The sequence below is a fragment of the Phocaeicola coprocola genome, assembly GCF_041333015.1.
Lineage (GTDB): Bacteria > Bacteroidota > Bacteroidia > Bacteroidales > Bacteroidaceae > Phocaeicola > Phocaeicola coprocola.
In genome coordinates this window covers 562,942-586,834 of the sequence record NZ_JBGKGM010000001.1, presented here as the reverse complement: position 1 = coordinate 586,834, position 23,893 = coordinate 562,942, and the positions used below count along the sequence as shown (strand labels likewise).

Sequence of the window (23,893 nt, the reverse complement as noted above, 5' to 3'; positions counted from 1 at the left end):
TACTAAGTGAATTGATAGATCTTACCATTTCCGCATTTCATCCCTTTAATCGTAGTGCTGAAAGGGAAAGCGTCTTTGGGGATCTGATCCAAAGTTTTCTTTAAAGAAGCTGCGTTTGTGAAAAACTTACCATCCGCACCATTGCTATGTTTAAATTTCACAAGGTATCTTCCTTCACCGTGCGAAGTCTTTACATCTGGAATGAAATCTTCTACAATGATCTCACAGTTCAGCACGTCCGAAATAGAAACCTGACTACAGTTGAACATTTTACGTTCATCTTGTACGGTTACACCTAACTCACTAAACTTTTTCATCATAATATAATATTAAGTTCCTTACAATCGCTATCTATCATTTCTTTGATAGCTTTTCTCTTTTGCAAATATTCCTTGTAATCATCGGTAGCTGATTTTTCAGTAAGAATACCGAGCTGGGCAGCGTTATAATCATTGATAATCTTGGCTTCTTTATCCGAATCCCACAAATGGGTAATAACTGCCTTTTTCAGCTTATCATTTGTAACCATTCCCCAAACAACAACTTCGTTACAAGTCCATTTTGTAGTTTGCCCATTATCTCCAGCTTCTCCAAAATGGTTTTCTACTTGAACTTCCTGAATATCCCAACGGTATGTGTAAGAACCATTCCCGTTAGCCTCTAACTTAGAAGGCTTAAAATCGTAGTGTATCATATACTTGCTTTTTAATTATTGTTTTTAATAGATGCTTAGAATTACTGTATTTAGCCCAGCCAAACCAACTGCAAATAACTTGCTTGTATTCCATATCGGAAATGTGCTTTTTCTTATTCAGCTTGGCTGCCTTCCTACATAGGTTCTTTTTGATTCCCTTCCGAATAAGGGTATGGGTATGGTAAAAGACATACCCGACAAAATCAATACCTCTATGGCTATCAATTTTGAATACTTGAAACTTCCATTTCTTTTTTCCAGTTTTAGGATCCACTTTACGAAGTGATAGCTTTAAATTGTCATGCAGATATTCTTCAATCTCTATACGGAGTTTGTGAAGCTGTTTAGGATCATCGCCTAAAATCACAATATCATCTGCATACCTAAAGTAATATCTTACCTTCTTAACCTCCTTTATCCAGTGATCGAAGTAAGCCAGATAAATATTAGCAAAATACTGACTTAGATAGTTCCCTATGGGTACGCCATCGGCACTGTCTATAATCACGTCAAGCAACCAAAGCAGATCTTTATCTTTGATTTTCTTCCGTAATATTGTTTTCAAAATATCATGGTCTATACTTGGATAGAACTTCACTATATCCATTTTCAAGCAGTAAGTAGTGTGTTCTGGATCTTCTTTCAAAGCCTTCTTTACTTTATCTGCTGCTTTATGAATACCACGATCCTTAATGCAAGAATAGGTATCTTCTGTAAATAAGGACACCCATATAGGCTCCAGAATATTCATAATGGCATGGTGCAAGATCCTATCAGGATAATAAGGCAAACGGTAAATAAGCCGTTCTTTGGGATCTCTGATTATAAATACCTCATATTTAGAATTTACAAAAGTCTTGTTTTTCAAAGATTCGTGAAGAGCCAGTATGTTTGCTTCCCTATTCCTATCGTGTCGTTTGACACCATAAGAACGCAACTTGCCTTTTCTGGCTTTTTCATCAGCCAGGTGCAAGTTGTCAAGTGAAATAATTTGCTCGTATAAATTACTTAATCTCTTCATATTCTTTGTTTTTCGTACTCAGAGCCTTCGGTTTCCCTACCAGCACCTTTATGAGTTATGTTATCTTCTACCAATAGGTAAGGTCGTTGCTTCGTATGTTGAGTTTATTTTGAAAAATCATAGCTGAGAGCTGACATTCGCATTCGTATTCGAGGGGGTGTTATTCGTATTCGCATAACCGAAGCCTGCATGATCGCCATTATTCGTATTACCGCTGAAAAGGACACCCACCAGCAACCAACCTATATTTATTTGTTTATTAACCATTTAGGTTTTGCAGTCTAAACCAGGCTCGTTTCACGATTCAGGAATAAAACAAAGCCGAGAGCCGACACGCGCACTCGTATTCGAGGGGGCGTTAGTCGTATCCGCATAACCGAAGCCCGCACGATCGCCATTATTCGCACCACCGCCGAAAAGGACACCCCTAAGAGCGTTAGATCCTATATTGGTATAGAAGTAATCACACCAATAGGTAGTAGATCCACCTCCGACTACAGAAGCAATCAAATCGCCAAATTCACCGAAAATCATTTCTTTTGCATAACCTTCTGCACGTGCTGCCAATCCTCTAAGCGTATAGCCTGTGTAGTTACTATCGTTGTATTTAGAAGGATCATCGCAAACATACACTTTAGAAGTTCCTCCGTCTGAATTGGTTTTCACTTCTATATTTACTCCATCCGTCCACTTCCAGACGTGCCCGAAGGGATTTTCAATACCACGATAGCGAGGTACGGTAAATACTTTGCTGCTTTCTCCTTCTGCTTTCTCTAAAGTGTAAGCTACTTCACCTGAAGCATTTCCCAATTCATCACTCGTACCACAAGGAATGATAGGATTATAACCATTAAAGTTGTTCCACTTTGTACCATCCCATGTGGTTACACCATTACCCAAACCACCCTGAGCATAACCGTTGCTATCTTTCTGGGCATTGAAAGCCAACTGGCAGTTAAGGTTTCCATACTCTATGTAATAGAGCCATGCCAAAGTGATATAAGCGTTATAGTCCATGCAGTTCCATTGCGTACCAGCTCCCCTTTTACGAGCAGCAGCACGAAAGTTTGTTCTACTCGTAGATGTAGCTGGCTTGCCTAATTGGGATTTAGGCAAAGCATCCCAATCTGCTTGGTTATTACCACCTCTGTAATCAGTCGAAGTATTTACTACAGAAGCCAGTTTACCAGTGCTACGTTGGATTGTTGCCTCATAAGCCGATATATAGCATTTCTTTACGAAATGATAACCAGGTATTGGGTATTCACTGATTCGTACACCTCTTTTGTTTCCATTGGTATAAAATCTTCTCCAGTGAGCAGGGATTTCCACCATAACCATACCATTGGAACCATCCCTTTTATGCGCTTTCCAGTTGGTAGGGTTTAGGTATTCAATAACCTTGCCTTCATCTGATAGCAAACACCCTTTCATCTTGCTTTGAATTGGCAATGTTTTATGCAGTGTCATATTGCCAGTACGGGTAAGAACCGAAGAAGATACTGTTACATCTAATTCTACGCCATAACTACATTGATCCTCTGCATAAGGTAGCATAGCAGCCAGACCAGCTTGTTTGCTTTCTCCGCTTTTATCCAATACCTCAGTTGTGAGGTCGAAAGGGTTACTGCTGTCTGCTACTGGTAATTCATTTAATCTTTTGCCATTGTCGTAAGCTGTAATAATCTTTTTTACTTTAGCTTCCTCTTCTGTTGTAAGTGCCATATTTTTTATAGTGTTAAGAAGTTAAACAATAAAATTTACTAAGTTAATATGATACCACCAGAGCCGGATAAACGCATACCCTTACCAGAAGTAAACCTTATTCCTGGCTCCTGTACTTCAATCTGTATAGTTTGATAAATACCCGTATTTTCCGTTGGGATAACGTGAATTTTACTCATTCCTACACCGTTAATCATAAATACGCCATCAGGAGTGATAGACACCGCCCGATCATCACCGAGAAACAATACATTCCTACCAGTATCTACGGGAAGTAATTCTACCTCAACTTTGAAAGGCTGGGTATTCCTGTAAGTAACTTTTTTCGGGTAGTTTAGCTTCATGGAAGTAGGGATCAGCTTGTATTTTGAGATTAGCGATTCTTCCAGTTCCTCCAGCCTTGCGATAACTACCCTTGCATCGCCAGTAGCTTCATTTGCATTATCTTTAGCAGTATTGGCTTCTTCCGCCTTTTCGTGAGCTTCATTAGCTTTTGCGTTGGCATTGTTGGTAGCCTCTACTGCCTTACCTGCTGCGCTATCGGCTGCTGTAGCTTTTTCATTAGCCAGTTTAGCAGCGTCCTCAGCCTTTTTAGCTGCTGCCGTGGCGGTTGTTCCACGAGCAATACATTTCCACCAGGTAGTTTCGGTTAAAGCGTGTCCTTTGTTCCCGTCCTTGATACAGAGATAGCAACTATCATCCGTAGTAATGAAATCAAATGTATTATATGTGGTAGCTGCTGAATAAGTTCCCTTATCCACGAAAGCAACCTTTCCTAATCTTATGTTTCCTTCTGCCATATCACTTGGGGTTAAAAATTAAAAATCCTTCATTGTCAATATCAAACATATCAGCAGCTATATCATCCTGGTAATACATGATCAGTTCCATTGTATCGGGATCAATCGTAAAAGTAGGATAGAGAATACCGCCTTTTGCCAAAATCCCGGTATCTACATACTTCTTTTGCGTTTCATCCCATTTCCACCAGTTGCCATTTTCACCCATTTTCGGTGGATTATCCGCTTGTTCTTTTGCCCTATTTGCCTGAGTATTTGCACTGTTAGCTGCTGTTTCTGCCTTTTGCGCTTTCTCATTCGCATTAGTAGCTGCTTTGTTGGCATTGGCTGTAGCACTTTCAGTTGCACTTTTTATTTCTTCTAATCCTTTTCGTGCATTATCTGCATTGGTAGCTGCTGTATTCGCTTTTTGAGTAGCCAAGTTTGCGTTAGAAGTAGCAGTTTTAGCCTGTTGGGTAGCCTCATTAGCATTATTGGTAGCTGTTTTCGCTGCCTCAGTAGCTTTATTTGCGTTTGAGGTTGCAGTGTTGGCACTTGAAGCAGCATTGTTAGCAGACTTGGCAGCTTCATTTGCACTGTTGGTTGCTTTTACAGCGTTCTCGTATGCCGTTTGAATGTATTCCAAACTTACTTTTACGCTGGTTTGTACCCCATTGATTAATTTAACTCCAATAGTGTACAATCCTTTCAGGTTATCCGAAAGTGTCAGCTCGCTTATTTTCTTCTTTTTAATAGCCATAGCTTTTCAAATCTATATAAAACTCACCATCTTCTGTAACTATCAATTCTCCAGCCTCAGAAGCAAGTAAATATTCATCCCCTCCAACTCTAAAGGCAGTAAATACCAACGTTAAGGTAAAAGCGCACCAAACTTGATCGTCAGGGGAAAACAGACTTACTTTTGAGCTTTTGTAGTAACATGGGTATTCCTCGTAAGTGCTTTCAACGAACAAGGATCTTTCAGCCGTTTGTACCTTCACGCCTTCGCCTTCGTCTATTTCCACAACCTTTATCAGATCGTAAAGGAAAGCATTGTAATTTCTCCAGAACTCCGTTAGATTCTTAGCGATTAAGCAACAATTCAAGGCAACTTCTTTATGTTGGTACACTACTTGTTTGCCATCATAAATAGCCCCATTTTGGGTAGAAAGGTTACGTAACATATTTTTCTTCACTGCTGGAGCTTTAAGTATTTGTGCCTCGCTTCCTTCCAATACACGAATACCGTAAACGGAGAAATCTATCCCGTCTATTTCATACCCCTGCGTAGGTATATTGGTTGTCGATAAAGGAGCCGTATATTTATAATCTCTCAAAGGGAAATCATCTGCGAATTTTAACGAGAAACTTTTAGCACCGATATACAGAGCTACATTTACCTCTGAAACCAATCGGAGTTTACAATTATATCCGATTCTTTTAAACTCAAAGGTATGGTAAGCTCCATCGGACAACAGAGAAATGAAATCTCCAGTCTGATACATACCTACTGCGTTGAACTTTATTTCAAGTTCTTTAGTATCAAGTTTAGGATCCGACAAATCCACTTCGATACCGTCATACTCAGCCCAATCATTAGAAACTTCTGGTGCTTTTAATGCCGGGAAAGCAACAACTTCGTTATGCCCACCCTCAGCAATAAAAACCCCGAACCGAGTAAAAGCGTCCGTACCGTCTATGTATAAGTTATTTTTCATTTCCTCATTATTACACCTTTATCATTCATGTTACCTATGCTTTCTTTCATTTCCTTTATATTGGAATTGATAGATTCCAGATTCTTGCAATAGCTTGTATTTTCTCTGATACCAGTTAATACCTCAAGAAATTTGGCACAATGGCTAACCAATGATTTAATACCTTCATTTATAGAATAGGTATGCCCTTGAATTGCAGTTGTCCTTCCGTTCAGCTCGTTTACGCTGTCCTGGCTTGCTGCTATGCCGTTATTGCTGGAAACCTCACGATTCTCTGTTTCCCAAAGGTGAAAGCCTTGTTTGTTTGCTTCTTCTTTCCAATGCTCCATCCATTGTTGGGCATTATTCATATCCGTACCGATACCTTGATAGAAAGAGGAAACCAAATTCCTTGCTTCCTTAGCTATTTCTTCTTCTGTTTTGCCGGATCCATAGATTTTCTCCAGATCCGCTTGTAGTCTTTTGAACTTATCAGAGAAGAATAAAGAGTAGGCAATCTGTTTACCCAAATCTTCCAATACAGAAGATCCTTTTTCTCCAAACTTTTCCCACGCATCTACACCGTCATTTTCAATAGCCTCAGTGATACTATCCATTATACTATCACCTAAAGAGCCAAAAGTACCCTCTAAGTAATCTCTTAGTGCTTGTTGGGCTTCTTCCGCTTGTTCTTGAAGGTCTATAAGGTTTTGCAACAAATTCCGATTCTCATCGCTCATTGTTTGAGTGTCAAGAATGGCTTGCGCTCTTTCTTTGTTCAGATTTTTTTCACCATCTATTAAATCCGGGTAAACCTGGAGTACCGAAGTATAAATATCATGCTGCTTTTTCCAAAACCAAGCTCCAGTAGTGTAACTTCCCGTTTTTATGGTTATATCATTAAGCGCACCTATACCCTGATTGTACGCATTTAATTTTGCATTGTATTCATCAAGCCCCCAGTTCCCTTTAGGGTTAAACTGAAATTGATAAGTTGGTTTATCCCCCTTTAGGACTTCTTTATATTCAGCTATCGCATCACGATATACCTCTATTGCATTGATAGCTTTTTCTATTTGATCTGTACCAAAAATAGATGTTGCTTCCTCCAAAAGTAAATTTTGCTCCATGAGCAATAAGTTGTACTGGCGTTGCATTTCCAGTTTGTTCTCGGCTACTTCTTTAAGTGCCTCTTGGTGTTCCTTTTCAGCCTTAGAGGACAACCCAAACAATGAAGTGATAAGGGAAACGGCTGTACCGACTATGGAAAGGATAACCGAAGCTCTTTCTACTCCTTTGATAGCTTCTGCACCAGTAACCGCCAACGCTTGAATACCCGTTATCATAGAAATTATACCTCCTGCGATATTGGTAGCAGCAGACAAAGCAGCTTTGGTTGCATCATCCATCCCGTCAAAGTCTGAAATGATATTATTAACAGTATCATCTACCTCATTCATCACCTTTAGGGTATCGCTCCACTTCTTTTTGTTTTTTTCAGCAGATGAAATGCTTGCGTCTTTTGCCTCAGCAACCTCTACTTTTTTCTCCAGGGTTTTAATTTGCGCACGAAGAGTAGCTTTTTCTTTATCATCCAGCTTGCCACCTTCTTTTTTCAGCGTGTCTTGGGCTGTTTGTAAAGCCTCCTTTAGCTGTCTTAACCCCATAGAGGATATTTGTTCTACCCATACATTAAAAGTCGCTTCACGAGTAGCTATCTCTTGATCTAAAGCGTCCAAAGCATCTTGTTTATCACTTTCAGCCTGAGCGATATTTTCTTCGGAGAAAGTAACTTGCCTTCCGGCTTTCTTATCTTTCTCATTAACAGCTCGCATTTCGTCAATATCTTGCTGAAAATTTTCCTCTATCTCCTTGCGCTTTTCCGCATAGGTCTGATACTGCTTTAGCATTTCTTCTATTGCAGTCTGATTGCCAGTAGACAATTTCTTTCCAGCAGCATTTTCAAGAGCTTTAAATTGTTGCTCATCCTGCTCTGATAATTGGGTGGTAGTTGGCTTAAACGTACCTTTTTTGCCCTGAGATTCCCATATAGTTTTTTCCCACTCTTGAATTTTGGTTAGCTTATCCTCCTTTTGACGTTTGATCTGCTCCATTTCCTGCTCATAGTTGAGCTGGTTTTGTTTCAATGTTTTAGAAAGTCCTTCCTTATAGGTGTTGATCTCAGCTTGCCTTACAGCAAATTCCATATCCTTTTTAATACGGATCTGCTCTTGTGCATTACGTTTTATCTCATCGGAATAATCCTTTTGAGAAGAGGACGTTTTTCTATCTGGTAACTTTTTACTCAGTGAATCTATACGTCTTTGATAGTCGTTGTATTCAGCACTACCCTTAACGGTTTCTTTCTGCTCCTGTTTCAGCTTAGAAATACGGCTCTCTACTTGGCTAATAATTTGCAGCTCGTTTTCACGTTCAAGAACGGTAGCCTTTAATTTAGCTATATAGCTTTCCTGCCCTTTTACAACAGCATCGGTTACTACTTTGCCATCAGACATTAAGCCGTTGTTCTCTTTGAGAGCCTTTTTGAAAGCCTCCAGTTTTTCTTGACCTTTAGTAATGGCTGCTTCTATCTCAGAAATGGATTTACCTTTGGTATAAAATACCTCTTCCTGATTACCCGTTTTCTGATTTTGGTTGGGATTCTCCCCGAAGCGTTTTTGAGCCTCTTTTATGATATTATTATAAATGCCACGAGCTTTGAATACTTTGGTTATTTCATCTTGCAAGTCATTAGCTATGTAGGTTTGCGCACCTATACCAGTCATGGGATCGCCAGGCAAGTATTTGGTTTCGTCAAACTGCTTTATAATATCCTGGATTTCTTTAGTAATTTCCCCCTTACCTTCCAGTACTGGCTTAATCTTCCAATAATAAGTTTCCGCAAGGTCGATACCGTCTTTATCCTTCTTTCCCTTGAACTTATCTTTTAGTAGCTCTTCTACAGTTTCTTTGGCTTCTACCTCCTTATCCATGTAGTCATTAGAAGCCTCATTAACCGCTTTATCCATAGCTCTTGCACGAGCTGATTTTTCGGCTTCTTGCGTAATGATACGATAAGCCTTAGCCAGATCATCCAAAGCGTTCTTTTCATCCCCCAGCCCCTTCAAATACTCACCGTATTTGCTCATTATGGCTTCCTTTGCAGAACGGTATTCATCCGTACCTTCTTTGGCTGCTTTCAAACGTGCAAACATCGCATCAATTTGCAATCTTTCAGCTCCAATAACCTTTTCACTCTCAGATATGGCGTTATTTAGTTTTTCTTGCGCCTTTTCTGCGTCAGTCTGATAAGTGATAAGTTTATAAATACCATAACCGAGAGCTGCTATGGCTGCTGCTGCCAAAGTATAAGGATTTGCCAGCATAACGGCTTTCAACCTGGTAGCTACAGCCGTAAGCCTGAGCTTTGCAGTTGCCAACAAGTTTGTTGTAGTTACATTGGCTGCTTGTGCTGCTGTGTTGGCTGCTGTCTGAGTGGTATTCAATGTTTTAGCAGCCGTTTCTACCGCTACTTTCTTGGTGCTAAAATCACGTGTGGCTGCTTGGTATTGTAAGGCTGCTGTTTCTCTGGCTGTTTCGGCTGCGACTAATTTTCTTTCTGCTGCTTCTACTTGTTTTGCAGAGCCAGTAGCACCGATAGACATAAGTTCTGCTAATCTTTGCTTCTCCAACTCTTTAGCAGCAAGGTATTCGGCTTTCTTGGCTGCTACGGCTTGGCTGGCTGCTGAAACCTCTGTACGAGCTTTGGCTAAAGCTGCGGTTTGAGCCTCTATATTTGCTGCCATTTCAGCTTTTACGGCAGTTGCATACTCTAACGTGCCTTTGGTTAAATTCTGTTTTGAAATGGCTGCTTGCTGCTCTACAGTAAGCAATTTGCTTAGTTCCTCAGCTTCTCCAGTGGCTTTAATAGTAGTAACGGCATTTTTTGTAGCAGCAACCGAAATTACAGCAGCTTTGTACAAGCCATAAGTAACAATCAATTCTTGTATAGTTTCACCGATAGCCTCGTAGTTCTCTATAGCGGAGATACCAGTTTCCAGTATTGAATTGATTGTTCCCTCGTTAGCTTTCCCTACTTCGTTAAGCATTACAGAAATAGCATCGCTCATGTTGGAGATCTTACCCGTAATAGTCTTACTTTGCTCTTCCATCAGGTTGTAGAACATACCGCCAGAATTTGTAAGGTTTTCTATAACCTTCTGAACTTCGGGGAATCCTACCTTTCCTTCGGAAACCAAAGCCTTAACTTCATTTTCAGCTACACCCAACTCTTTAGCTAATTCACGAATCATCGGAATACCTCTACCCGTAAATTGGTTAAGATCCTCAGCATATAGCCTGCCTTGTGTCATGGTTGTACCGTATAACCAGGCTATATCTTGTAATGGAATAGATAAGCCAGCAGCGATATTTCCTAACCGTACCAAAGTGTCATTCACTTTGTCAGCAGCTATACCATAAGCAAGTAATTGTTTTGCGCTACTTGACACACCAACGAGATCAAACGGAGTTTTAGCAGCAGTATTAACAAGCTGTGTCATTAAAGCATCAGCTTTAGCCTTACTGCCCAACATTGTATTGAAGGCAACTTCTAACTGTTGGTATTCGCCTCTTACCTGAGCTATCTTCTGAGCATATCCCAACGCTTGTTGAGCCGTGAAAAATCCAGTTGCAGCAACCGTTATTTTACGGAAAATATTGTCTATCCTGCTACCTTCCTTTTCGGCTGTGTTGCCTATGCTTCGGAAAAGAGAGTTAGATTTCGCCACATCGCTTTCAAATTTGGCGTTATCCAATCCTAAAGCCCACCATGTTGTACCTTCGTTGTTATTCATCTTCGTTTACGTCAAATATTGCGTTATTTACTACATCCTGATTATTGGGATCATCACCATTTAGAATAATGCCAGTATCTTTTTTACCATCCTTCTTTGCTGAGAAAGAAGGCAGAACCGCATTATACAGACGAACATTGGCAAAACTCATTTTATATAGGATATAATCAAAAGTCAGATTATAAGCCTTTGCCATTCCTGCTACTACCGCCCAGATGCTATCGTTTCCTTCGGATCCGCTTCCCTTGCTTTTGTCGGTTTGAGAAGGTTTATCTCTATCAGGGAAGCGGTAAGCCCGAAAAAATCTCCTATCTCCATCCTGTTTATGATTTTAAGGGTAAGAGCGTTCACTTTACTTGGTGAAATTTGTTTCAAGATCTTATCGGATAAAACAGCCCTGTTATCAATCGTAACCTTTTTGCGTGTGCGTACCAAACCGAATAAAGACTTTTGAACTACGGTTGCTTCTGTAGTTATATTCTCAGCTCCTAAAATGAGAGTAGCTACAATATCGCCTAAAACCTTACAATCTTTCGCAATACGGAGCGATTCAAATGTAACCAGGCTTTTATCTAACTCTACTTTAGGAAGCTGAGAAATAAGTTCAGAGGCAAGGATAAGAGTAGCAATAGAAGGAGGTGCAACCTCGTATGTTTCTTGTCCTATCTGTATAGAATACGGCTTTTGTAAGATCGTATCAGACACAAGCCCTTCTATGTTGTCTTTTTCCTTGTTCATAGTTCAATTAACCTACATCTAATGATTCTGCTTTTTTATACTTCTCAATCATTTTACCCGTCTTGGGCTTCAATGAGCTAAAGATGTATTTTAGCATTTTACCCTTTGCGGACGACCATTCTTCTTCAACCTCAACAGAGCATTTACGCATGATGAATCCATCCAGCGTATCATCTTCAGGAGTAAGGCGTACTGCATATTCATCTTTTACAACTCCGTCCTCTTCCGGAATAGGATCCTCTGTGCCAGAAGGAATAAACACACTCATAGCAAGCTGCTTATAAGACTTTTGCATTTTTCGAGCTACCAGTTCATGCCCTTCTCCGTACAATTCTTGCGCACTTCCTTTTACGGTTGTAAGAAGAACTGTATTTTCTTCGGCTGTGGGCATTGTTTTGAAATTGGAAGGAGCTGCATCTTCAGCACCAGTTAGCCCAAATTCGACCAGGGGTTTACCCCATGTAATACCACTGTTTCCCATAACTTAAAATGTTTTTAGTTCAAAATTGATCTTTACGTTTACAAAGTGCATAGCTACCTTTTCTGCTTTGTAGCTTTTAATTGTTGCACCTAAAGAAAATCTGTAATCAGTAGGTTTCAAGGATCTAACAACCTCATCGGCTTTGCGTGCCAGATAACGGCATCTGCCAACATCTTTAACCAATACCTTACTGCCATTATCTTTGTCGGGAACATAAATATTTACCGTTACGGAGCCAGTTTGAAACTGCCCATCCAAACCAGTAAGAAACGATACAATTATATCCTCTTCCATAGGGTTTAGATCTCGTGTTCCTTCACGATAAACGTTACCTTTTATTTCCTTTGCAAGTTGGCTGTTTGTGATAATGTTGAAAACGTCCAGCTCTATTTCATCACCTGTCTTATTCATTTCATTTCAAAGCCTAATTGTTTCATAATCTGAGGTACAAGTTTGTTAGCCAGCAGTTCGGAAGAAGTAAGGACATTATAATTACGGGCTTCTACATAAGCTGCGTAACTCATTCCAGTAGATACAATCAAGACAATACCGTTTTGATAGTTCTTTTTCAAGCTATCCAAATGCTTCTTTCCGTTTTGCCCACCTTTTGTGTTGGCAAAAGCACTTTCTTCCATAACTTCACCATTAAAAAGCACGGCATAACCGATAGAGTTTCTAAGGTTTCCCGTTCTGTCTGTATAGTTGCCGTTTAAACGGGCTTCTTTCAGACACGCTTCACCGACATAGATAAAAGCCTTAATAGCTCTACCTATAACGGCTTTCTTGGTATCATCAAGAAAGTTGCTAAAAGCACTATCCGGCGTTTTCTTCGTGAATCCCATCAAACCGTAATCTTTACTCTTCCTGAGCGATTAACAAACTCAATATCCTGTACTTCAAACTCACCCAAAAACTGTGTTCTATCATTGGTAAGTTTTACCGTATCAGCTTGAAAATCCCTACTTTCAATTAGGATCTCATAGCTTTTATCAGTAAACTTACCTTGTTGATAGATTGTGTTGCTATGCTTTACCGTTTTGTACAGACAACGTATAGGCTCACTCCATGATACGGTAGAGATAATCGGCTCACCGTTACCATCCAAACCGCCACCAGATAAAACCTTATACTGTATTGTTCCGTTGTATTGCATAACTTACCATTGGTTAGAACCGTCTGATACAGAAGATTCTTCGACAAAATCAGAGCTATCTATATTGTACTCCCGACAAATAGCGGAGATACTTTTATTAATACGATCCGCATCCCACCCGTCAGAAATTCCACTTTCCGAATGGCTGTTTTCAGTCATTCCCTTAACGACACTGATAGCAGCCTTCACCAGTTCAACATCTTTGGGGATGAAGTTTTTAGAAGGATCTATACCATTATCCAAAAGGGTAAATTCAAGTACATTCTGATCCGGGTAGAAGCCGGAACATATTTTAGTGCATAAAGCACGGATAGCGTCTAAATTCGTCATAGGTTACTCTTTACATAAGATTTCAGAAAGAGCCTTGTTTTGCTCTTCTGTAAGTTCACCGAGTTTGTTGGTGATTGCTTGAACGCCAGCATTTTTATTGATTGAAACGCCAATCTCAGCCAAAGCACCTTTTACAGCACCGATTTCAAACTCTTTATCAAAAAGGCTAATTTTTTCGGGTTTCTTTTCTTCTTTGTTAGCCTCCTTGATAGCAGAAATACTGCAAATTCCTCGTGAAACAAGATTATTTACACGATCCAAATCGCTTGTTGATAGAGTTTCACCGACTTGGTAAATTTTCTCCTTGTTGTCCTTATCTTGGAACTTCTTTAATACTTTTAATGTTACCATATTGCATCGTTTTTAGCCGACCAAAGAAGCTGCTGCTGCCTTCTGATCGAATTGTTCTTTCGTATAAAAAGTTACTCCCTCTACTGCTTCTTCCGGCTCTTCAAAGCCTCTAACTTGCAAGCAGACAATACCGTTAATTTCAGTGATAACCGGGATCAAACGGGCAGATCCTTGTGTATATTCACCAGCCTTTTGCCCTGTAGATTCACCAGTACGCCATTTGGCTATACGAATACCGTTACCAGCGTTCATGTAATCTACATTGTCCTCTTCAAACAGCTCGTTATCTTCAATAGAAGGCTGGATAAAGCCAATCTTTCCAGCAGGTTTAAATACAATCATATTGTGATTCCAGGGATCTAACGGCTCACGTTCTCCGTCCTTTTCAATACCCACAAGACGGGTGATCTCACGAACTTTAGGCAGACCGTTATCAGCAAACAAGGTGTTCAAGTCTGGGATAGTAACAACCTTGCCGGATTTGTCCTTACCGTAGGCTGCTTCTCGAATTGTAATATCTCTTCGGATAAATGCAAGCAGTTCAGGAGCCATCAGTAACTCTTCAAATACGACACCTTTGTTTTTGAACAAGGTAACGATCATGGTAAGAGTTAGAATAATATCCAACTTGCCAGCTTTTGAGTTAGCGTCATTCCACAATAAGGCTGAAACGAGTTTGTTAGCTTCATCCATCAGGTAATCAATTTCAAACTCACGTCCACCAGGGTTGTTGATAGAAGGAATGAAACGACAAACACCGAAGTTTGATATAGCTTTCAGAATCATAAAATCAGCAGTATCTTTGCAGCCCAGATAAGCGTTTTCCACATCGTTACGCAAAGTCTTTTCAATCTGCTTAACCTTTTGACCGTCTTTCAAGAACGGAGATTTATAAACTTCCAGCAACTTGCGGTAAGTGGAAGCCTTCATAAAGAACTTATGTCCGACACGTGGAATTTCTTCATTCCAAATATCAAAACCGTCAGAACGTCTTAACGGAGTGGGGGATTCATCACCGATCAGGGTTGCCATCACACGCAAATGATATTTGCCCATAATACCCTCAGCTCTCAAAGAGAGTTGCGGAGCCTCCCAATCAAACCACTCATCCGAATAAGTTTTCTGGAACAATGCTACTTCACGTTCTGAAGCCTTATCCAGTGTCTTTTTCCACGTTGCGAGAAAATCAATAGGTTTGCCATCTTTAAACAAACCAGTAAAAGTTGAATAAATAGATTTCATTTAGCACCTCCTTTTAATAAGTTTGCGACAATCGAATGTGAGAGTTCGCTTTTAAATAGCGTTTCGTGCTATCCTTCATGCTGTCGGGAATAGGCAAAACACGTCTTTCCATTACAGCATATTGCATAGTGTCCTCTGTAACATCTATGGCTGTTTCAAACTCTTTTACAGTAACTTCTTCGATTGTTAAAGAGTTAGGTTCACCAATAACAGCAGCATTAGTAGAGCTTTCAACAACCTCTACAAGCACATCATCTACTGCCAAACCTGAGATCTCGGCAGAAAGTGTAATTACATACGGAGCGTTTGACACACCAGGCTTTTCAATAGACACAATAGAAGGGGCATCTTCAAAAGTTCCACTAACGGATTTAGCTTGTAACAGCTTATCTCCAACAGAAAAGCAGGGTGAACAATAGCCATTTGAATACAAAGTGATAACTTTCTTATCCTTTGTGCCGATAGCTTTAACCTTCGCTGTTTTTACAATCTGTACCTTTCTTGTAACTTCATCGAAAATAGCGAGTGTTCCGGCAGGGATAATATCACCTACAGAAAAACGCTGTTTCTCCCGATCCAGATTAAAACCGCCTGGTACAATTTGCGGACTGCCTGTGAAAATCGGTTTTTCACCGACAAATGAGATTTTTGTTCGTTTCATTGTAAAATGATTTATTTAACAATAATTGATTCCAGCAACGCATCAGAAGCCTCTTCAACATTCTTTGCGTTTGCTGTTTTTACACTCTCTGGATCTTCCGAAATAAGGTTTTGAGTTATTAAGTCTTGTTTCAGACCAGCGCAATAAGCATCTGGATCCTCTTCATCAGGAATAACCAAACCTTTTCTTCTCCATTCGGGAATACCATGCTTGTTAAGAGCTGCTTGAACGGCTGTTTCACGATCTTTCTTAGCTTGTTCTTGTTTCATTTTATCCATTTCCGCTTGAAGTTCGGAGATCCGTTTGTTTGGATCGTTATCAGGCTCCTTCGGTTCTTTGGGTTCCTTTGGCTCCTTCGGTTCCTTCGGTTCCTTCGCTTTGTTAGCCCACCTGGTAGCTTCTCCTTGACTTTCTTTTGCCACATCCGCTATTTGGTTTGCTACTTTTTCGATTTCCGCTTCATCAGTAGAATCATCCTCAATGCTGCCACCCATTTTTTCGGTTATCGCAGTAAGGTACTTCTCTGATAAACCAGTGTCCTTACATAAGTCTTTGACTTTCTTAAAGAGTGTCTTATTCATATCAATATTACTTTAGTTATACTGCAAATGTAGGTAATATTTTCAATAACGGTGTATATATACACCAATGTTTTTTATGCTTGTTTTCTTCAAAATCAGAGCTGTAATCTTAAAATATCTATTTTAATAAGTAGAATAAATTAAAGAGCATAGATTTTCGCAATGTTAAAAAATGCTTTTTCTGAAATTATTTTGCAGTGTTTTTGAAAAGCTATATATCTGATAATGATAATATTTCTATGTTTTACTTGGTAAATTCCGGTAATATCACTTGAAAATATTACCTATTTCATTTGGTAATATTACCAATGTTACATATATTTGCAACGTAATAAAAACAGTTACACGAAAAGAATATAAAACTAAATACATTCAGATATGACACAGAAAGAATTTGAAGAAAGAACGGGTTTAAAACTATCGGCAGATGGTTATACGGAAGTAGAAGAGTGCTACATGAATACAGAACTTGATAAAGACGCTTTTTGTAAGTTGTGGATGGAGAACCCAACAGCTCTAAAAGAGATAGAGCGAAAGACGGTATTAGTACGTGAACTTTACGAAGAAAGAAAGTGCCTTACAAACCTTCTGATAGATCAAGCTGAAAAGTGGAGCGCATCAGATTTGAGAGAAAAGGCAATCGCCATGATCGGGGAAAAAGAGTATCTAAGAAGAAAGATCGCCAAAGGGTACAACCTTTGGGATGCTGATAAAAAACTGTTAGACGAAATTTTAAGAAAATAAGATATGGCTATTAATTTCAGAAAATTAAAATCGCAAATTAAGCCATTCAAGCCGGAGGTTAAAGATGGCTACATCTTCATCACAACAGACGAACAGAAGAATAACGGGTTATTTAGTATTGCAAAATGTGGAAGTAAACGTGGGCTATTATCTGCATTGAGTGAATACATTAAAGATGATGAAGACTTCAAACGTGAATTTACTATATAATAATCAGGTAGCCTACGGACTACCATAATGCAACACCGAATATGAATAATACAATTTACATCAGAGTGCTACAGCACGATAAGAACGACCAGATACGGATAGGTGAAGCCTTTCCTGCTACAGACTTGAATAAGGCAGAAAAGGACATAATAGCCCAATACGAAGCAAAGTGCGCTTGGTGCGGTGGTTTTAAAGCTGCTTGTGAGAAATATTACCAACGTATTGCTATTGTTCGTGCGGACACGCTGGAAGTGATACGCCCAATTTACCCAAATAAATAATTATAGCCCTATGAATGAATACACATATATAATTTTCGATCACAAGGGAAAACGCTTGGGCAAAATTGAATTTGGGAAACGAATAAGTGTACCATCAGCCAGCGAGATTGAAGAAGCTATAAAAGATGGTTTCCCAAACGGAGCGACTTATAAATTAATCGTGCCTATAAACGTATGTATAAGCCAATAGAAAAAAAATGAACGATATACTATTCAATAAAATAAAAAAAGCAAATAGTAAATATGCTGAATATCTATCAGCTTGCGATAAAGTAGCTAAAGCAGCCCAAAAGCATATAAACTGGAACGATAGCGTAGGTTGTGCCTATATGTCGGGGGACGGTCTTTGCATAGAGATTGAAGCCCATGTTTGCCCGGCAACAAGGTTTTTTGAACTACCTGAGATTATCGGTAATGATATAATTGATGAATATACATATCGAACTAATTGCATTTAATTAAAAATGGAACGAATATGAATACATTTTACATGGTATTTGTGGAAGGGTGTGCTACCCCAGCTTGCAAACATGATAGCTTGGATAGTGCGGAAAAAGAAGCGAAAAGGCTTGCAACTCTTTTAAAAAAGAAAGCATACGTTTTGTGTACTATAAAATCAGTTGAAGATACTCAATACAAAATTGAGGATTGCAGACCTGGTGAAAGTGATTTACCATTTTAATTTATATGGAAATGCAAAAACATAAATTCCCCTATAATTGGAGGCTTTCAGAAGCCAAATTCACGAAAGATAAAGGCAAAGTGTTTTCTTGCTTTGCGTGTGGTGGTGGCTCTACAATGGGGTACAAGTTAGCCGGATTTGATGTAATTGGCTGCAATGAGATAGACGCAAAGGTTAATCGGTGTTATGTGGCTAACCACTCACCCCGATATAATTTTTTGGAAGATATACGAACATTGAGAGAGAGAGAGAGAGAGAGAGAGAGAGAGAGAGAGCTACCGCCCGATCTTTACAATTTGGATATTTTGGACGGTTCTCCCCCATGCTCCACCTTCTCCATTGCCGGAAATCGTGAAAAGGATTGGGGTAAAGAAAAGAAATTCAGAGAGGGGCAATCTGCACAAGTTCTTGATACGCTTTTCTTTGATTTCATAGCTTTAGCAAGGGTATTACAACCAAAAGTTGTAGTAGCCGAAAATGTGAAAGGTTTACTTATGGGAAGTGCAATAGACTATGTTAGGCGCATATATAAAGATTTTGATAACGCAGGCTATTATTGTCAGCATTTCCTTCTTGATGCGTCAAAAATGGGTGTTCCTCAGAAAAGAGAACGGATCTTCTTTATTTGCATTAGACATGATTTAGGGATCAATTTTTTGAAGGTATCTAATCTGTTTAACGTAGAACCATATATAAACATGGAGTTTAACGAGGATCCTATAGTATATGGTGCTTTTGCGGATTATAAAGGAAGAGCCTATGAAGGCAGAATGAGAGAACTTTTTGAACTCAGGGAACAAGGGGATATAGCACTATCAGAAGCCTATAAAAAACTCACTGGTAAACGTGGCTTTTTTAACCAGCAGTTCTGTTATGAAGATAGAGTTTGTTATACATTGTCTGCACACCTGGATTCATTGATACCATTTAAGCAGCCCGTCTATCTATCCACTTCTGAGGTATGTAATATATCCACGTTCCCACAAGATTATAATTTTTGTGGTTTATCGCCACACTACATTTGTGGTATGAGTGTTCCACCCGTAATGATGGCTCAGATAGCCACACGTATTTATGAACAATGGTTGTCGAAATTATGAAAGGAATAACTAAAGCAGCAAAGCAAGCCAACGGACGAAGCCAGGCTTGCGCTACGTGTCCTCTAAATCGAAGTAGAGGTGTTTGTTTACCCGAAGTACAAAGGGTTTGCTCAGATGCGTTTGTAGAAGGATTTAAAAAAGGTGTAAAATGGATGCAACAAAAGCAAAAGGAGGTATAAAATGAAAATTAAATTGAATTGGACATACGCCAAAGGCGAATTAGACACCGACACATTGAAACTTATTTGCCTACCAGCACGAGGCAAACGCTTGTTTGGTGTGGATGAATTGGACGCAGAACTTTGTATAAAGGACGGAATGAATTATCAAATAGCCGAAATTCATTTAGGCGATGTGGAAAGTTCAAACATTCTTTGTGAAGAGATCGCAAGGCGTTGGAATGAATTTCAGCCGGACGAATGGCATGAATGCAAAGATGATACGGAAGATGTACCGAAACTTGATACGTTCTGTCTGCTACGTGTAGAATATCTTGAAGAAAAGAACGGGAAAAGGTTTGTCGATTATCTTACTGCCTATTATAACAAGTATGGCTGGACGGAAGATTATTTGGATAGGATTGCAAGCAATTACCCTGAATATAAAATAACACACTGGAAATACATAAATAAACCGAAAGGAGTTGAAGAATGAAAGATATTATTCTAAAGAAGATCAATCGAGCAGCATTCAAATATTCAGACTATATAGCAGCTTGTGATAAGATAGCGAGAGAAGCTCAAAAACACATTGATTGGAGCGATAGAGTTTCGTGTGAATACTATCCGGCTGATGGTATATGTGTAGAAATTGAAGAACACGTTTGTCATGCTTTCACATTCTTTGAACTTGTAGAAGAAGCCAAAGATGGAATGATTAGTGAAACACTATATATTAGAAATTGTATTTGAATGAGTATGAGATACGCACTAAGGAAACAGAATAAAATAGCATCTATATATAGTGAGGCTTATTTGAAAGAACACATCATAAGCAGCCTTGATTCTTATTTTGGCAATACCAGTGATGAGCGTATAACGGATGATATTTCACAAGAGGGATATGTAACCTGCACAGGAGAAGATTATCCGCTTTTGAGAATAAACGACCTTACGGATGATAACGCTATGTTGGAGTTTGCCGTTATAGGTCAGCAATACGATGTATTAAAACTATCCTTCTTAGGACGTATGAAAGGATAAACTTATGAGTAAGTGCCATTACATATACGATAAGCAAGCTGGCAAAGTCTTAATACCTTGTTGTTGGGCTGTTGTTTTGAGCAATGATATACGAGATTGTACTTGTAGGAATGAGGATCTTACGTTTGCTCAATTTGAACGTGAACGATATAACAAAGAACTTGAAAAGCGTAATTCTATCATAAAAGAGCTACAGAGCGAAAACAAGTATCTACATAAAGAACTAAAACGGCACGTTACTTTACTAAGTAAAAAGAAGTAGCATTTTATTTGTTATACTTAATAGAATAAACTATATTTGTATTTGACATGAGAATAATTAGAACACATTCAGGAAAGGAAGTCAAGATCTTTGCTGAAACTTTTGAGAACGAAGCATACGATCAGATTAAGAGGCTGGCTAATTATCCTGCCTATGAAAACTCTATTATACGAATAATGCCGGATAGCCATGCTGGTAAGGGGTGTACTGTAGGTACTACAATGACAATAACCGATAAAGTAACGCCAAACTTGGTAGGCGTTGATATTGGTTGCGGTATGCTTACTGTAGAATTGGCAGATCAATATATAGACTGTGAGAAATTGGATTCCGTTATAAGGGAAATGGTTCCCAATGGGTTTAATATACATGATACTCAAAAGGCAAATTTTGATTTTTCAAACCTACGATGTGCGAAGCAAGTAGATTTAAATAGAGCTTATCTATCACTCGGTACACTTGGAGGCGGTAATCATTTTATCGAGGTGGACTATTCAGAAAGAAACCATAGGTACTATTTGGTTATTCACTCTGGCAGTAGAAAGTTGGGAGGCGATGTTTGTAAGCACTATCAAAATTTGGCTGCAAATACAGAAAGTGATCGGGCGATTGAAGTACGCAATACTATTGCCAGATTGAAAGCAGAAGGCAGGGAAAGGGATATTCAGGAAGCGATTAAGAATATTTCAATTCCTGGTAAGAACAAAGAGCTGGCACATCTTTCAGGTGGTGATTTTCACGACTATATTAATGACATGGCAATAGTGCAACGTTTTGCTGTACTTAATCGTGCTACTATGGCAGCGATTATCATTAAGGGGATGGGATTTACTGAGGTAAATAGATTTGAAACCATACACAACTATATTGATTTTAGCCGTATGATCCTTAGAAAAGGTGCTGTGAGTGCTGAATTAGGCGAGAAACTATTAATACCTATAAATATGCGTGATGGTTCCCTTATCTGTGTTGGGAAAGGAAACCTGGACTGGAACTATTCAGCCCCACATGGAGCCGGACGTTTGATGAGTAGGAGTAAAGCAAAGGAGTTACTTAGTATGGAGGAATACCAAGAATCTATGAACGGAATATATACCACTTCTGTAAGTAGAGCGACAATAGATGAAGCCCCACAAGCGTATAAGTCTATGGAAGAGATTAAAAATGCTATCACTGATACAGTTGAGATCATTGATACGATAAAGCCAATATATAATTTTAAAGCATCAGATTAGAACGCTTTAATAAATGGAATGGATTATGAAGTTACCGAAAGTTATTCATGTAGAATTGAGAGAGCCGTACAATGGAAAAAGACACTTCTATTTCGGCTCTATTGCTGCGATCTTTGACGAGCTTTCAGAGGAACAAATAGGTATCAAGAAAGAAAGTCTTTGGAACGTAGATCTAAGTCGGGTTGAGTATCAAAACAAGTATTGTACAATCCGTATGGGATTTATTAAGCGAAAAAAAACTTTTAGAGGTAATTTTAAAAAAGGAGGTAGTTTATGAAAAAAGAGAGGATAAGACATGAGTTCTGTATTCAATGTGGAGATCAATATGTGAGTGAATGGAGTGAGCCACAATTTACAAGCTATTACCTCAGTACATTTGATGATGTACACCTTTTCCGCTATAGAGAACTTGCAGAAAAAGAAGCTGTAAAATTCCCTGGATCCGAGATAAAAAAATAAAGCAAACCATAATAACAGAATTGGAGGAATAACAATGTTAGGTGCAATAATAGGCGACATTGTAGGCTCACGATTTGAGTTTAACAATACGGATAATTATAACTTTGAGTTGTTTACGGAAGAAAGCACTTTTACAGATGATACGATTTGTACTATTGCTATTGCGGACGCTATCAACAATGGGGAACACTACGAAGATATGTTACTGAAATGGTGTAGAAAATATCCAAACCCTAAAGGAGCATACGGAAGCAGCTTTGCACGTTGGATAGCCTCAGATACACCACAACCATATAATAGCTTCGGTAACGGTTCTGCAATGAGGGTTAGCCCCGTAGCTTGGTTCTTTGACGACTTATATAGAGTGAAGAAAGAAGCGGAAGAAACCGCTATCGTAACCCATAACCACCCAGAAGGCATAAAAGGAGCTGTAGCGATTGCGCACGCTATTTACTATTTGCGTACTACCAAAAACCTATCCGGGCTTGAAAACGAAATGCAAACGTACTATCCTATGTTTATGATCGGAAACTATTACTCTGGAGTATTTGATGAAACTTGCCAGGGAACTGTACCTATTTGCCTGAAAATTATCATTTCCAGTAATTCTTTTGAGGATGCAATAAGGAAGGCTATTTCGTGGGGAGGTGATAGCGACACTATCGGTGCTATTGTAGGATCTATGGCAGCAGCTATCTATGAGATCCCTAAAGAAATAGTAGATCATGTATTCAATTTGTTGCCTATTGATATGCTTGATGTTATAGGTAACTTCTATCATAACTTAAACAATAAATAAGATGGCTGATAACTGGAACAAAGCCGGATTCTTTTCTGGCATAACGGAAGATTATTCAAATTACCATTGGTACAAAGGAGAAAAAGAGAATCCGTATAAAAGTGATACTTTTCACCCTTTGGCAGCTTCTTTTTGGGAGTATGAGAAGGAGTTTCATTATTCCTACTTGGATGCTTGCGACACAAAAAAGCCTTTAGATGAAGCGTACAAGGAATGGAAAGAGCAACTATTATCAGAGCATTTACCAGGTAAAAGCCCGAATCCAGAAGGAGATACAACCAACTGGGAAAAATCGTTTGAAACAGGTAAGAGGGAGGTGTAAAGCCTTCCTCTTTTTTGTGTCGTGCCTAAATTAATAACATAAACGGATTAATTTTCTCATAAATAGCACTATATTTGCAGTTAGAAATAAAATATGAACTAATATAGCATTGGCTATTGTTGCGAGGATCAAGAAAACGACCAAAATTTCAAACAGCCCTCAGAAACAATGTGCTAATGCCTGCGCTATGGCGTGGGCATTACTCTTGTATGGGCTGTTGGGTACTTGGTCGTCCCTCTTGATCGTGCAGAGTAAGCCCACGTTTTTTTTGTGGGTTTATGGGTAGCC

The 23,893-nt window shown here is 39.1% G+C and carries 34 protein-coding genes; 15 read left to right on the top strand and 19 right to left on the bottom strand.

Features of this window, described 5'->3' with window-relative positions; genetic code table 11:
• Positions 1 to 2 precede the first annotated feature (2 nt).
• The 19 genes from ACDG22_RS02565 to ACDG22_RS02475 form a co-directional block, all read right to left on the bottom strand.
• Entirely contained in the window at positions 3 to 320 is a 318-nt protein-coding gene (locus tag ACDG22_RS02565; protein ID WP_224262839.1) for a hypothetical protein, read from the bottom strand.
• Entirely contained in the window at positions 317 to 694 is a 378-nt protein-coding gene (locus ACDG22_RS02560) for a hypothetical protein (RefSeq protein ID WP_022402200.1), read from the bottom strand. The genes ACDG22_RS02565 and ACDG22_RS02560 overlap by 4 nt, the downstream gene beginning before the upstream one ends.
• Positions 675 to 1,715, bottom strand: a complete 1,041-nt coding sequence (locus tag ACDG22_RS02555) for an RNA-directed DNA polymerase (RefSeq protein ID WP_117958777.1) — start codon at positions 1,713 to 1,715, stop codon at positions 675 to 677. Before ACDG22_RS02555 ends, ACDG22_RS02560 begins: the two co-directional genes overlap by 20 nt.
• A gap of 297 nt (positions 1,716 to 2,012) precedes the next feature.
• On the bottom strand, positions 2,013 to 3,440 hold the full coding sequence (locus ACDG22_RS02550) for a hypothetical protein (RefSeq protein ID WP_270668868.1): 1,428 nt from the start codon (positions 3,438 to 3,440) through the stop codon (positions 2,013 to 2,015).
• Between the two features lie 38 nt (positions 3,441 to 3,478).
• On the bottom strand, positions 3,479 to 4,240 hold the full coding sequence (locus ACDG22_RS02545) for a hypothetical protein (protein ID WP_178241210.1): 762 nt from the start codon (positions 4,238 to 4,240) through the stop codon (positions 3,479 to 3,481).
• 1 nt (position 4,241) lies between these two features.
• Positions 4,242 to 4,979 carry a hypothetical protein gene (locus tag ACDG22_RS02540; protein WP_151851161.1) on the bottom strand — a complete coding sequence of 246 codons (738 nt, stop codon included), beginning with the start codon at positions 4,977 to 4,979 and terminating at the stop codon, positions 4,242 to 4,244.
• The gene (locus tag ACDG22_RS02535) at positions 4,969 to 5,937 is read right to left on the bottom strand and encodes a hypothetical protein (protein ID WP_151851160.1); all 969 of its coding nucleotides are present in this window, start codon (positions 5,935 to 5,937) and stop codon (positions 4,969 to 4,971) included. Before ACDG22_RS02535 ends, ACDG22_RS02540 begins: the two co-directional genes overlap by 11 nt.
• A complete protein-coding gene (locus tag ACDG22_RS02530; RefSeq protein WP_270668870.1) occupies positions 5,934 to 10,772 on the bottom strand; it encodes a tape measure protein in 4,839 nt (1,612 codons plus the stop codon). The genes ACDG22_RS02535 and ACDG22_RS02530 overlap by 4 nt, the downstream gene beginning before the upstream one ends.
• Positions 10,765 to 10,968 carry a hypothetical protein gene (locus ACDG22_RS02525; RefSeq protein ID WP_270668871.1) on the bottom strand — a complete coding sequence of 68 codons (204 nt, stop codon included), beginning with the start codon at positions 10,966 to 10,968 and terminating at the stop codon, positions 10,765 to 10,767. Before ACDG22_RS02525 ends, ACDG22_RS02530 begins: the two co-directional genes overlap by 8 nt.
• A gap of 8 nt (positions 10,969 to 10,976) precedes the next feature.
• A complete protein-coding gene (locus ACDG22_RS02520) occupies positions 10,977 to 11,510 on the bottom strand; it encodes a hypothetical protein (protein ID WP_022402208.1) in 534 nt (177 codons plus the stop codon).
• A 7-nt stretch (positions 11,511 to 11,517) separates the two neighbouring features.
• Positions 11,518 to 11,991, bottom strand: coding sequence for a hypothetical protein (locus tag ACDG22_RS02515; RefSeq protein WP_270668872.1), 474 nt, complete (start codon positions 11,989 to 11,991; stop codon positions 11,518 to 11,520).
• Positions 11,992 to 11,994: 3 nt separating this feature from the next.
• On the bottom strand, positions 11,995 to 12,402 hold the full coding sequence (locus ACDG22_RS02510) for a hypothetical protein (RefSeq protein ID WP_005850274.1): 408 nt from the start codon (positions 12,400 to 12,402) through the stop codon (positions 11,995 to 11,997).
• Positions 12,399 to 12,833 carry a hypothetical protein gene (locus ACDG22_RS02505; protein ID WP_022402211.1) on the bottom strand — a complete coding sequence of 145 codons (435 nt, stop codon included), beginning with the start codon at positions 12,831 to 12,833 and terminating at the stop codon, positions 12,399 to 12,401. The genes ACDG22_RS02510 and ACDG22_RS02505 overlap by 4 nt, the downstream gene beginning before the upstream one ends.
• Positions 12,833 to 13,144, bottom strand: coding sequence for a hypothetical protein (locus ACDG22_RS02500; protein ID WP_005850278.1), 312 nt, complete (start codon positions 13,142 to 13,144; stop codon positions 12,833 to 12,835). The genes ACDG22_RS02505 and ACDG22_RS02500 overlap by 1 nt, the downstream gene beginning before the upstream one ends.
• 3 nt (positions 13,145 to 13,147) lie before the next feature.
• A complete protein-coding gene (locus ACDG22_RS02495) occupies positions 13,148 to 13,474 on the bottom strand; it encodes a DUF6706 family protein (RefSeq protein WP_005850280.1) in 327 nt (108 codons plus the stop codon).
• Positions 13,475 to 13,477: 3 nt separating this feature from the next.
• On the bottom strand, positions 13,478 to 13,825 hold the full coding sequence (locus ACDG22_RS02490; RefSeq protein WP_022402213.1) for a hypothetical protein: 348 nt from the start codon (positions 13,823 to 13,825) through the stop codon (positions 13,478 to 13,480).
• Positions 13,826 to 13,837: 12 nt separating this feature from the next.
• Positions 13,838 to 15,067, bottom strand: coding sequence for a hypothetical protein (locus tag ACDG22_RS02485; protein WP_005850285.1), 1,230 nt, complete (start codon positions 15,065 to 15,067; stop codon positions 13,838 to 13,840).
• 13 nt (positions 15,068 to 15,080) lie between these two features.
• On the bottom strand, positions 15,081 to 15,728 hold the full coding sequence (locus ACDG22_RS02480) for a hypothetical protein (RefSeq protein ID WP_005850287.1): 648 nt from the start codon (positions 15,726 to 15,728) through the stop codon (positions 15,081 to 15,083).
• Between the two features lie 11 nt (positions 15,729 to 15,739).
• Positions 15,740 to 16,309, bottom strand: a complete 570-nt coding sequence (locus tag ACDG22_RS02475) for a hypothetical protein (protein ID WP_270668873.1) — start codon at positions 16,307 to 16,309, stop codon at positions 15,740 to 15,742.
• Positions 16,310 to 16,687: 378 nt separating this feature from the next.
• On the opposite strand from ACDG22_RS02475, the gene ACDG22_RS02470 reads away from it, so the two are divergent.
• The 15 genes from ACDG22_RS02470 to ACDG22_RS02400 all read left to right on the top strand — a co-directional run bounded on the left by ACDG22_RS02470 (position 16,688) and on the right by ACDG22_RS02400 (position 23,605).
• The gene (locus tag ACDG22_RS02470) at positions 16,688 to 17,053 is read left to right on the top strand and encodes a hypothetical protein (protein ID WP_120136944.1); all 366 of its coding nucleotides are present in this window, start codon (positions 16,688 to 16,690) and stop codon (positions 17,051 to 17,053) included.
• A 3-nt stretch (positions 17,054 to 17,056) separates the two neighbouring features.
• Positions 17,057 to 17,263 (top strand): hypothetical protein, encoded by a 207-nt coding sequence (locus tag ACDG22_RS02465; protein WP_036633308.1) that lies wholly within the window; start codon positions 17,057 to 17,059, stop codon positions 17,261 to 17,263.
• A gap of 41 nt (positions 17,264 to 17,304) precedes the next feature.
• Positions 17,305 to 17,544: a hypothetical protein gene (locus ACDG22_RS02460; protein ID WP_036633307.1), complete on the top strand. Its 240-nt coding sequence runs from the start codon at positions 17,305 to 17,307 to the stop codon at positions 17,542 to 17,544.
• A gap of 10 nt (positions 17,545 to 17,554) precedes the next feature.
• Positions 17,555 to 17,734, top strand: coding sequence for a hypothetical protein (locus ACDG22_RS02455; protein ID WP_005850297.1), 180 nt, complete (start codon positions 17,555 to 17,557; stop codon positions 17,732 to 17,734).
• Between the two features lie 7 nt (positions 17,735 to 17,741).
• The gene (locus ACDG22_RS02450; RefSeq protein WP_270668874.1) at positions 17,742 to 18,002 is read left to right on the top strand and encodes a hypothetical protein; all 261 of its coding nucleotides are present in this window, start codon (positions 17,742 to 17,744) and stop codon (positions 18,000 to 18,002) included.
• A gap of 17 nt (positions 18,003 to 18,019) precedes the next feature.
• The gene (locus ACDG22_RS02445) at positions 18,020 to 18,226 is read left to right on the top strand and encodes a hypothetical protein (RefSeq protein WP_005850304.1); all 207 of its coding nucleotides are present in this window, start codon (positions 18,020 to 18,022) and stop codon (positions 18,224 to 18,226) included.
• Positions 18,227 to 18,237: 11 nt separating this feature from the next.
• Positions 18,238 to 19,326 carry a DNA cytosine methyltransferase gene (locus ACDG22_RS02440; protein ID WP_370858850.1) on the top strand — a complete coding sequence of 363 codons (1,089 nt, stop codon included), beginning with the start codon at positions 18,238 to 18,240 and terminating at the stop codon, positions 19,324 to 19,326.
• Between the two features lie 180 nt (positions 19,327 to 19,506).
• The gene (locus tag ACDG22_RS02435) at positions 19,507 to 19,980 is read left to right on the top strand and encodes a hypothetical protein (protein WP_120136940.1); all 474 of its coding nucleotides are present in this window, start codon (positions 19,507 to 19,509) and stop codon (positions 19,978 to 19,980) included.
• Positions 19,977 to 20,237 carry a hypothetical protein gene (locus tag ACDG22_RS02430; RefSeq protein WP_229039924.1) on the top strand — a complete coding sequence of 87 codons (261 nt, stop codon included), beginning with the start codon at positions 19,977 to 19,979 and terminating at the stop codon, positions 20,235 to 20,237. The genes ACDG22_RS02435 and ACDG22_RS02430 overlap by 4 nt, the downstream gene beginning before the upstream one ends.
• Before the next feature lie 6 nt (positions 20,238 to 20,243).
• Positions 20,244 to 20,528, top strand: coding sequence for a hypothetical protein (locus tag ACDG22_RS02425; RefSeq protein WP_270672661.1), 285 nt, complete (start codon positions 20,244 to 20,246; stop codon positions 20,526 to 20,528).
• Between the two features lie 309 nt (positions 20,529 to 20,837).
• The gene (locus ACDG22_RS02420) at positions 20,838 to 22,025 is read left to right on the top strand and encodes an RtcB family protein (RefSeq protein ID WP_061411656.1); all 1,188 of its coding nucleotides are present in this window, start codon (positions 20,838 to 20,840) and stop codon (positions 22,023 to 22,025) included.
• Between the two features lie 13 nt (positions 22,026 to 22,038).
• Entirely contained in the window at positions 22,039 to 22,302 is a 264-nt protein-coding gene (locus tag ACDG22_RS02415; RefSeq protein WP_370858765.1) for a hypothetical protein, read from the top strand.
• Complete coding sequence (locus ACDG22_RS02410; protein ID WP_270668878.1) at positions 22,299 to 22,484, top strand: hypothetical protein; 186 nt, start codon at positions 22,299 to 22,301, stop codon at positions 22,482 to 22,484. Before ACDG22_RS02415 ends, ACDG22_RS02410 begins: the two co-directional genes overlap by 4 nt.
• A gap of 34 nt (positions 22,485 to 22,518) precedes the next feature.
• Positions 22,519 to 23,283, top strand: a complete 765-nt coding sequence (locus tag ACDG22_RS02405) for an ADP-ribosylglycohydrolase family protein (RefSeq protein ID WP_270668879.1) — start codon at positions 22,519 to 22,521, stop codon at positions 23,281 to 23,283.
• A 1-nt stretch (position 23,284) separates the two neighbouring features.
• Positions 23,285 to 23,605 carry a hypothetical protein gene (locus tag ACDG22_RS02400; protein ID WP_005850329.1) on the top strand — a complete coding sequence of 107 codons (321 nt, stop codon included), beginning with the start codon at positions 23,285 to 23,287 and terminating at the stop codon, positions 23,603 to 23,605.
• The last annotated feature ends 288 nt before the right edge of the window (positions 23,606 to 23,893 follow it).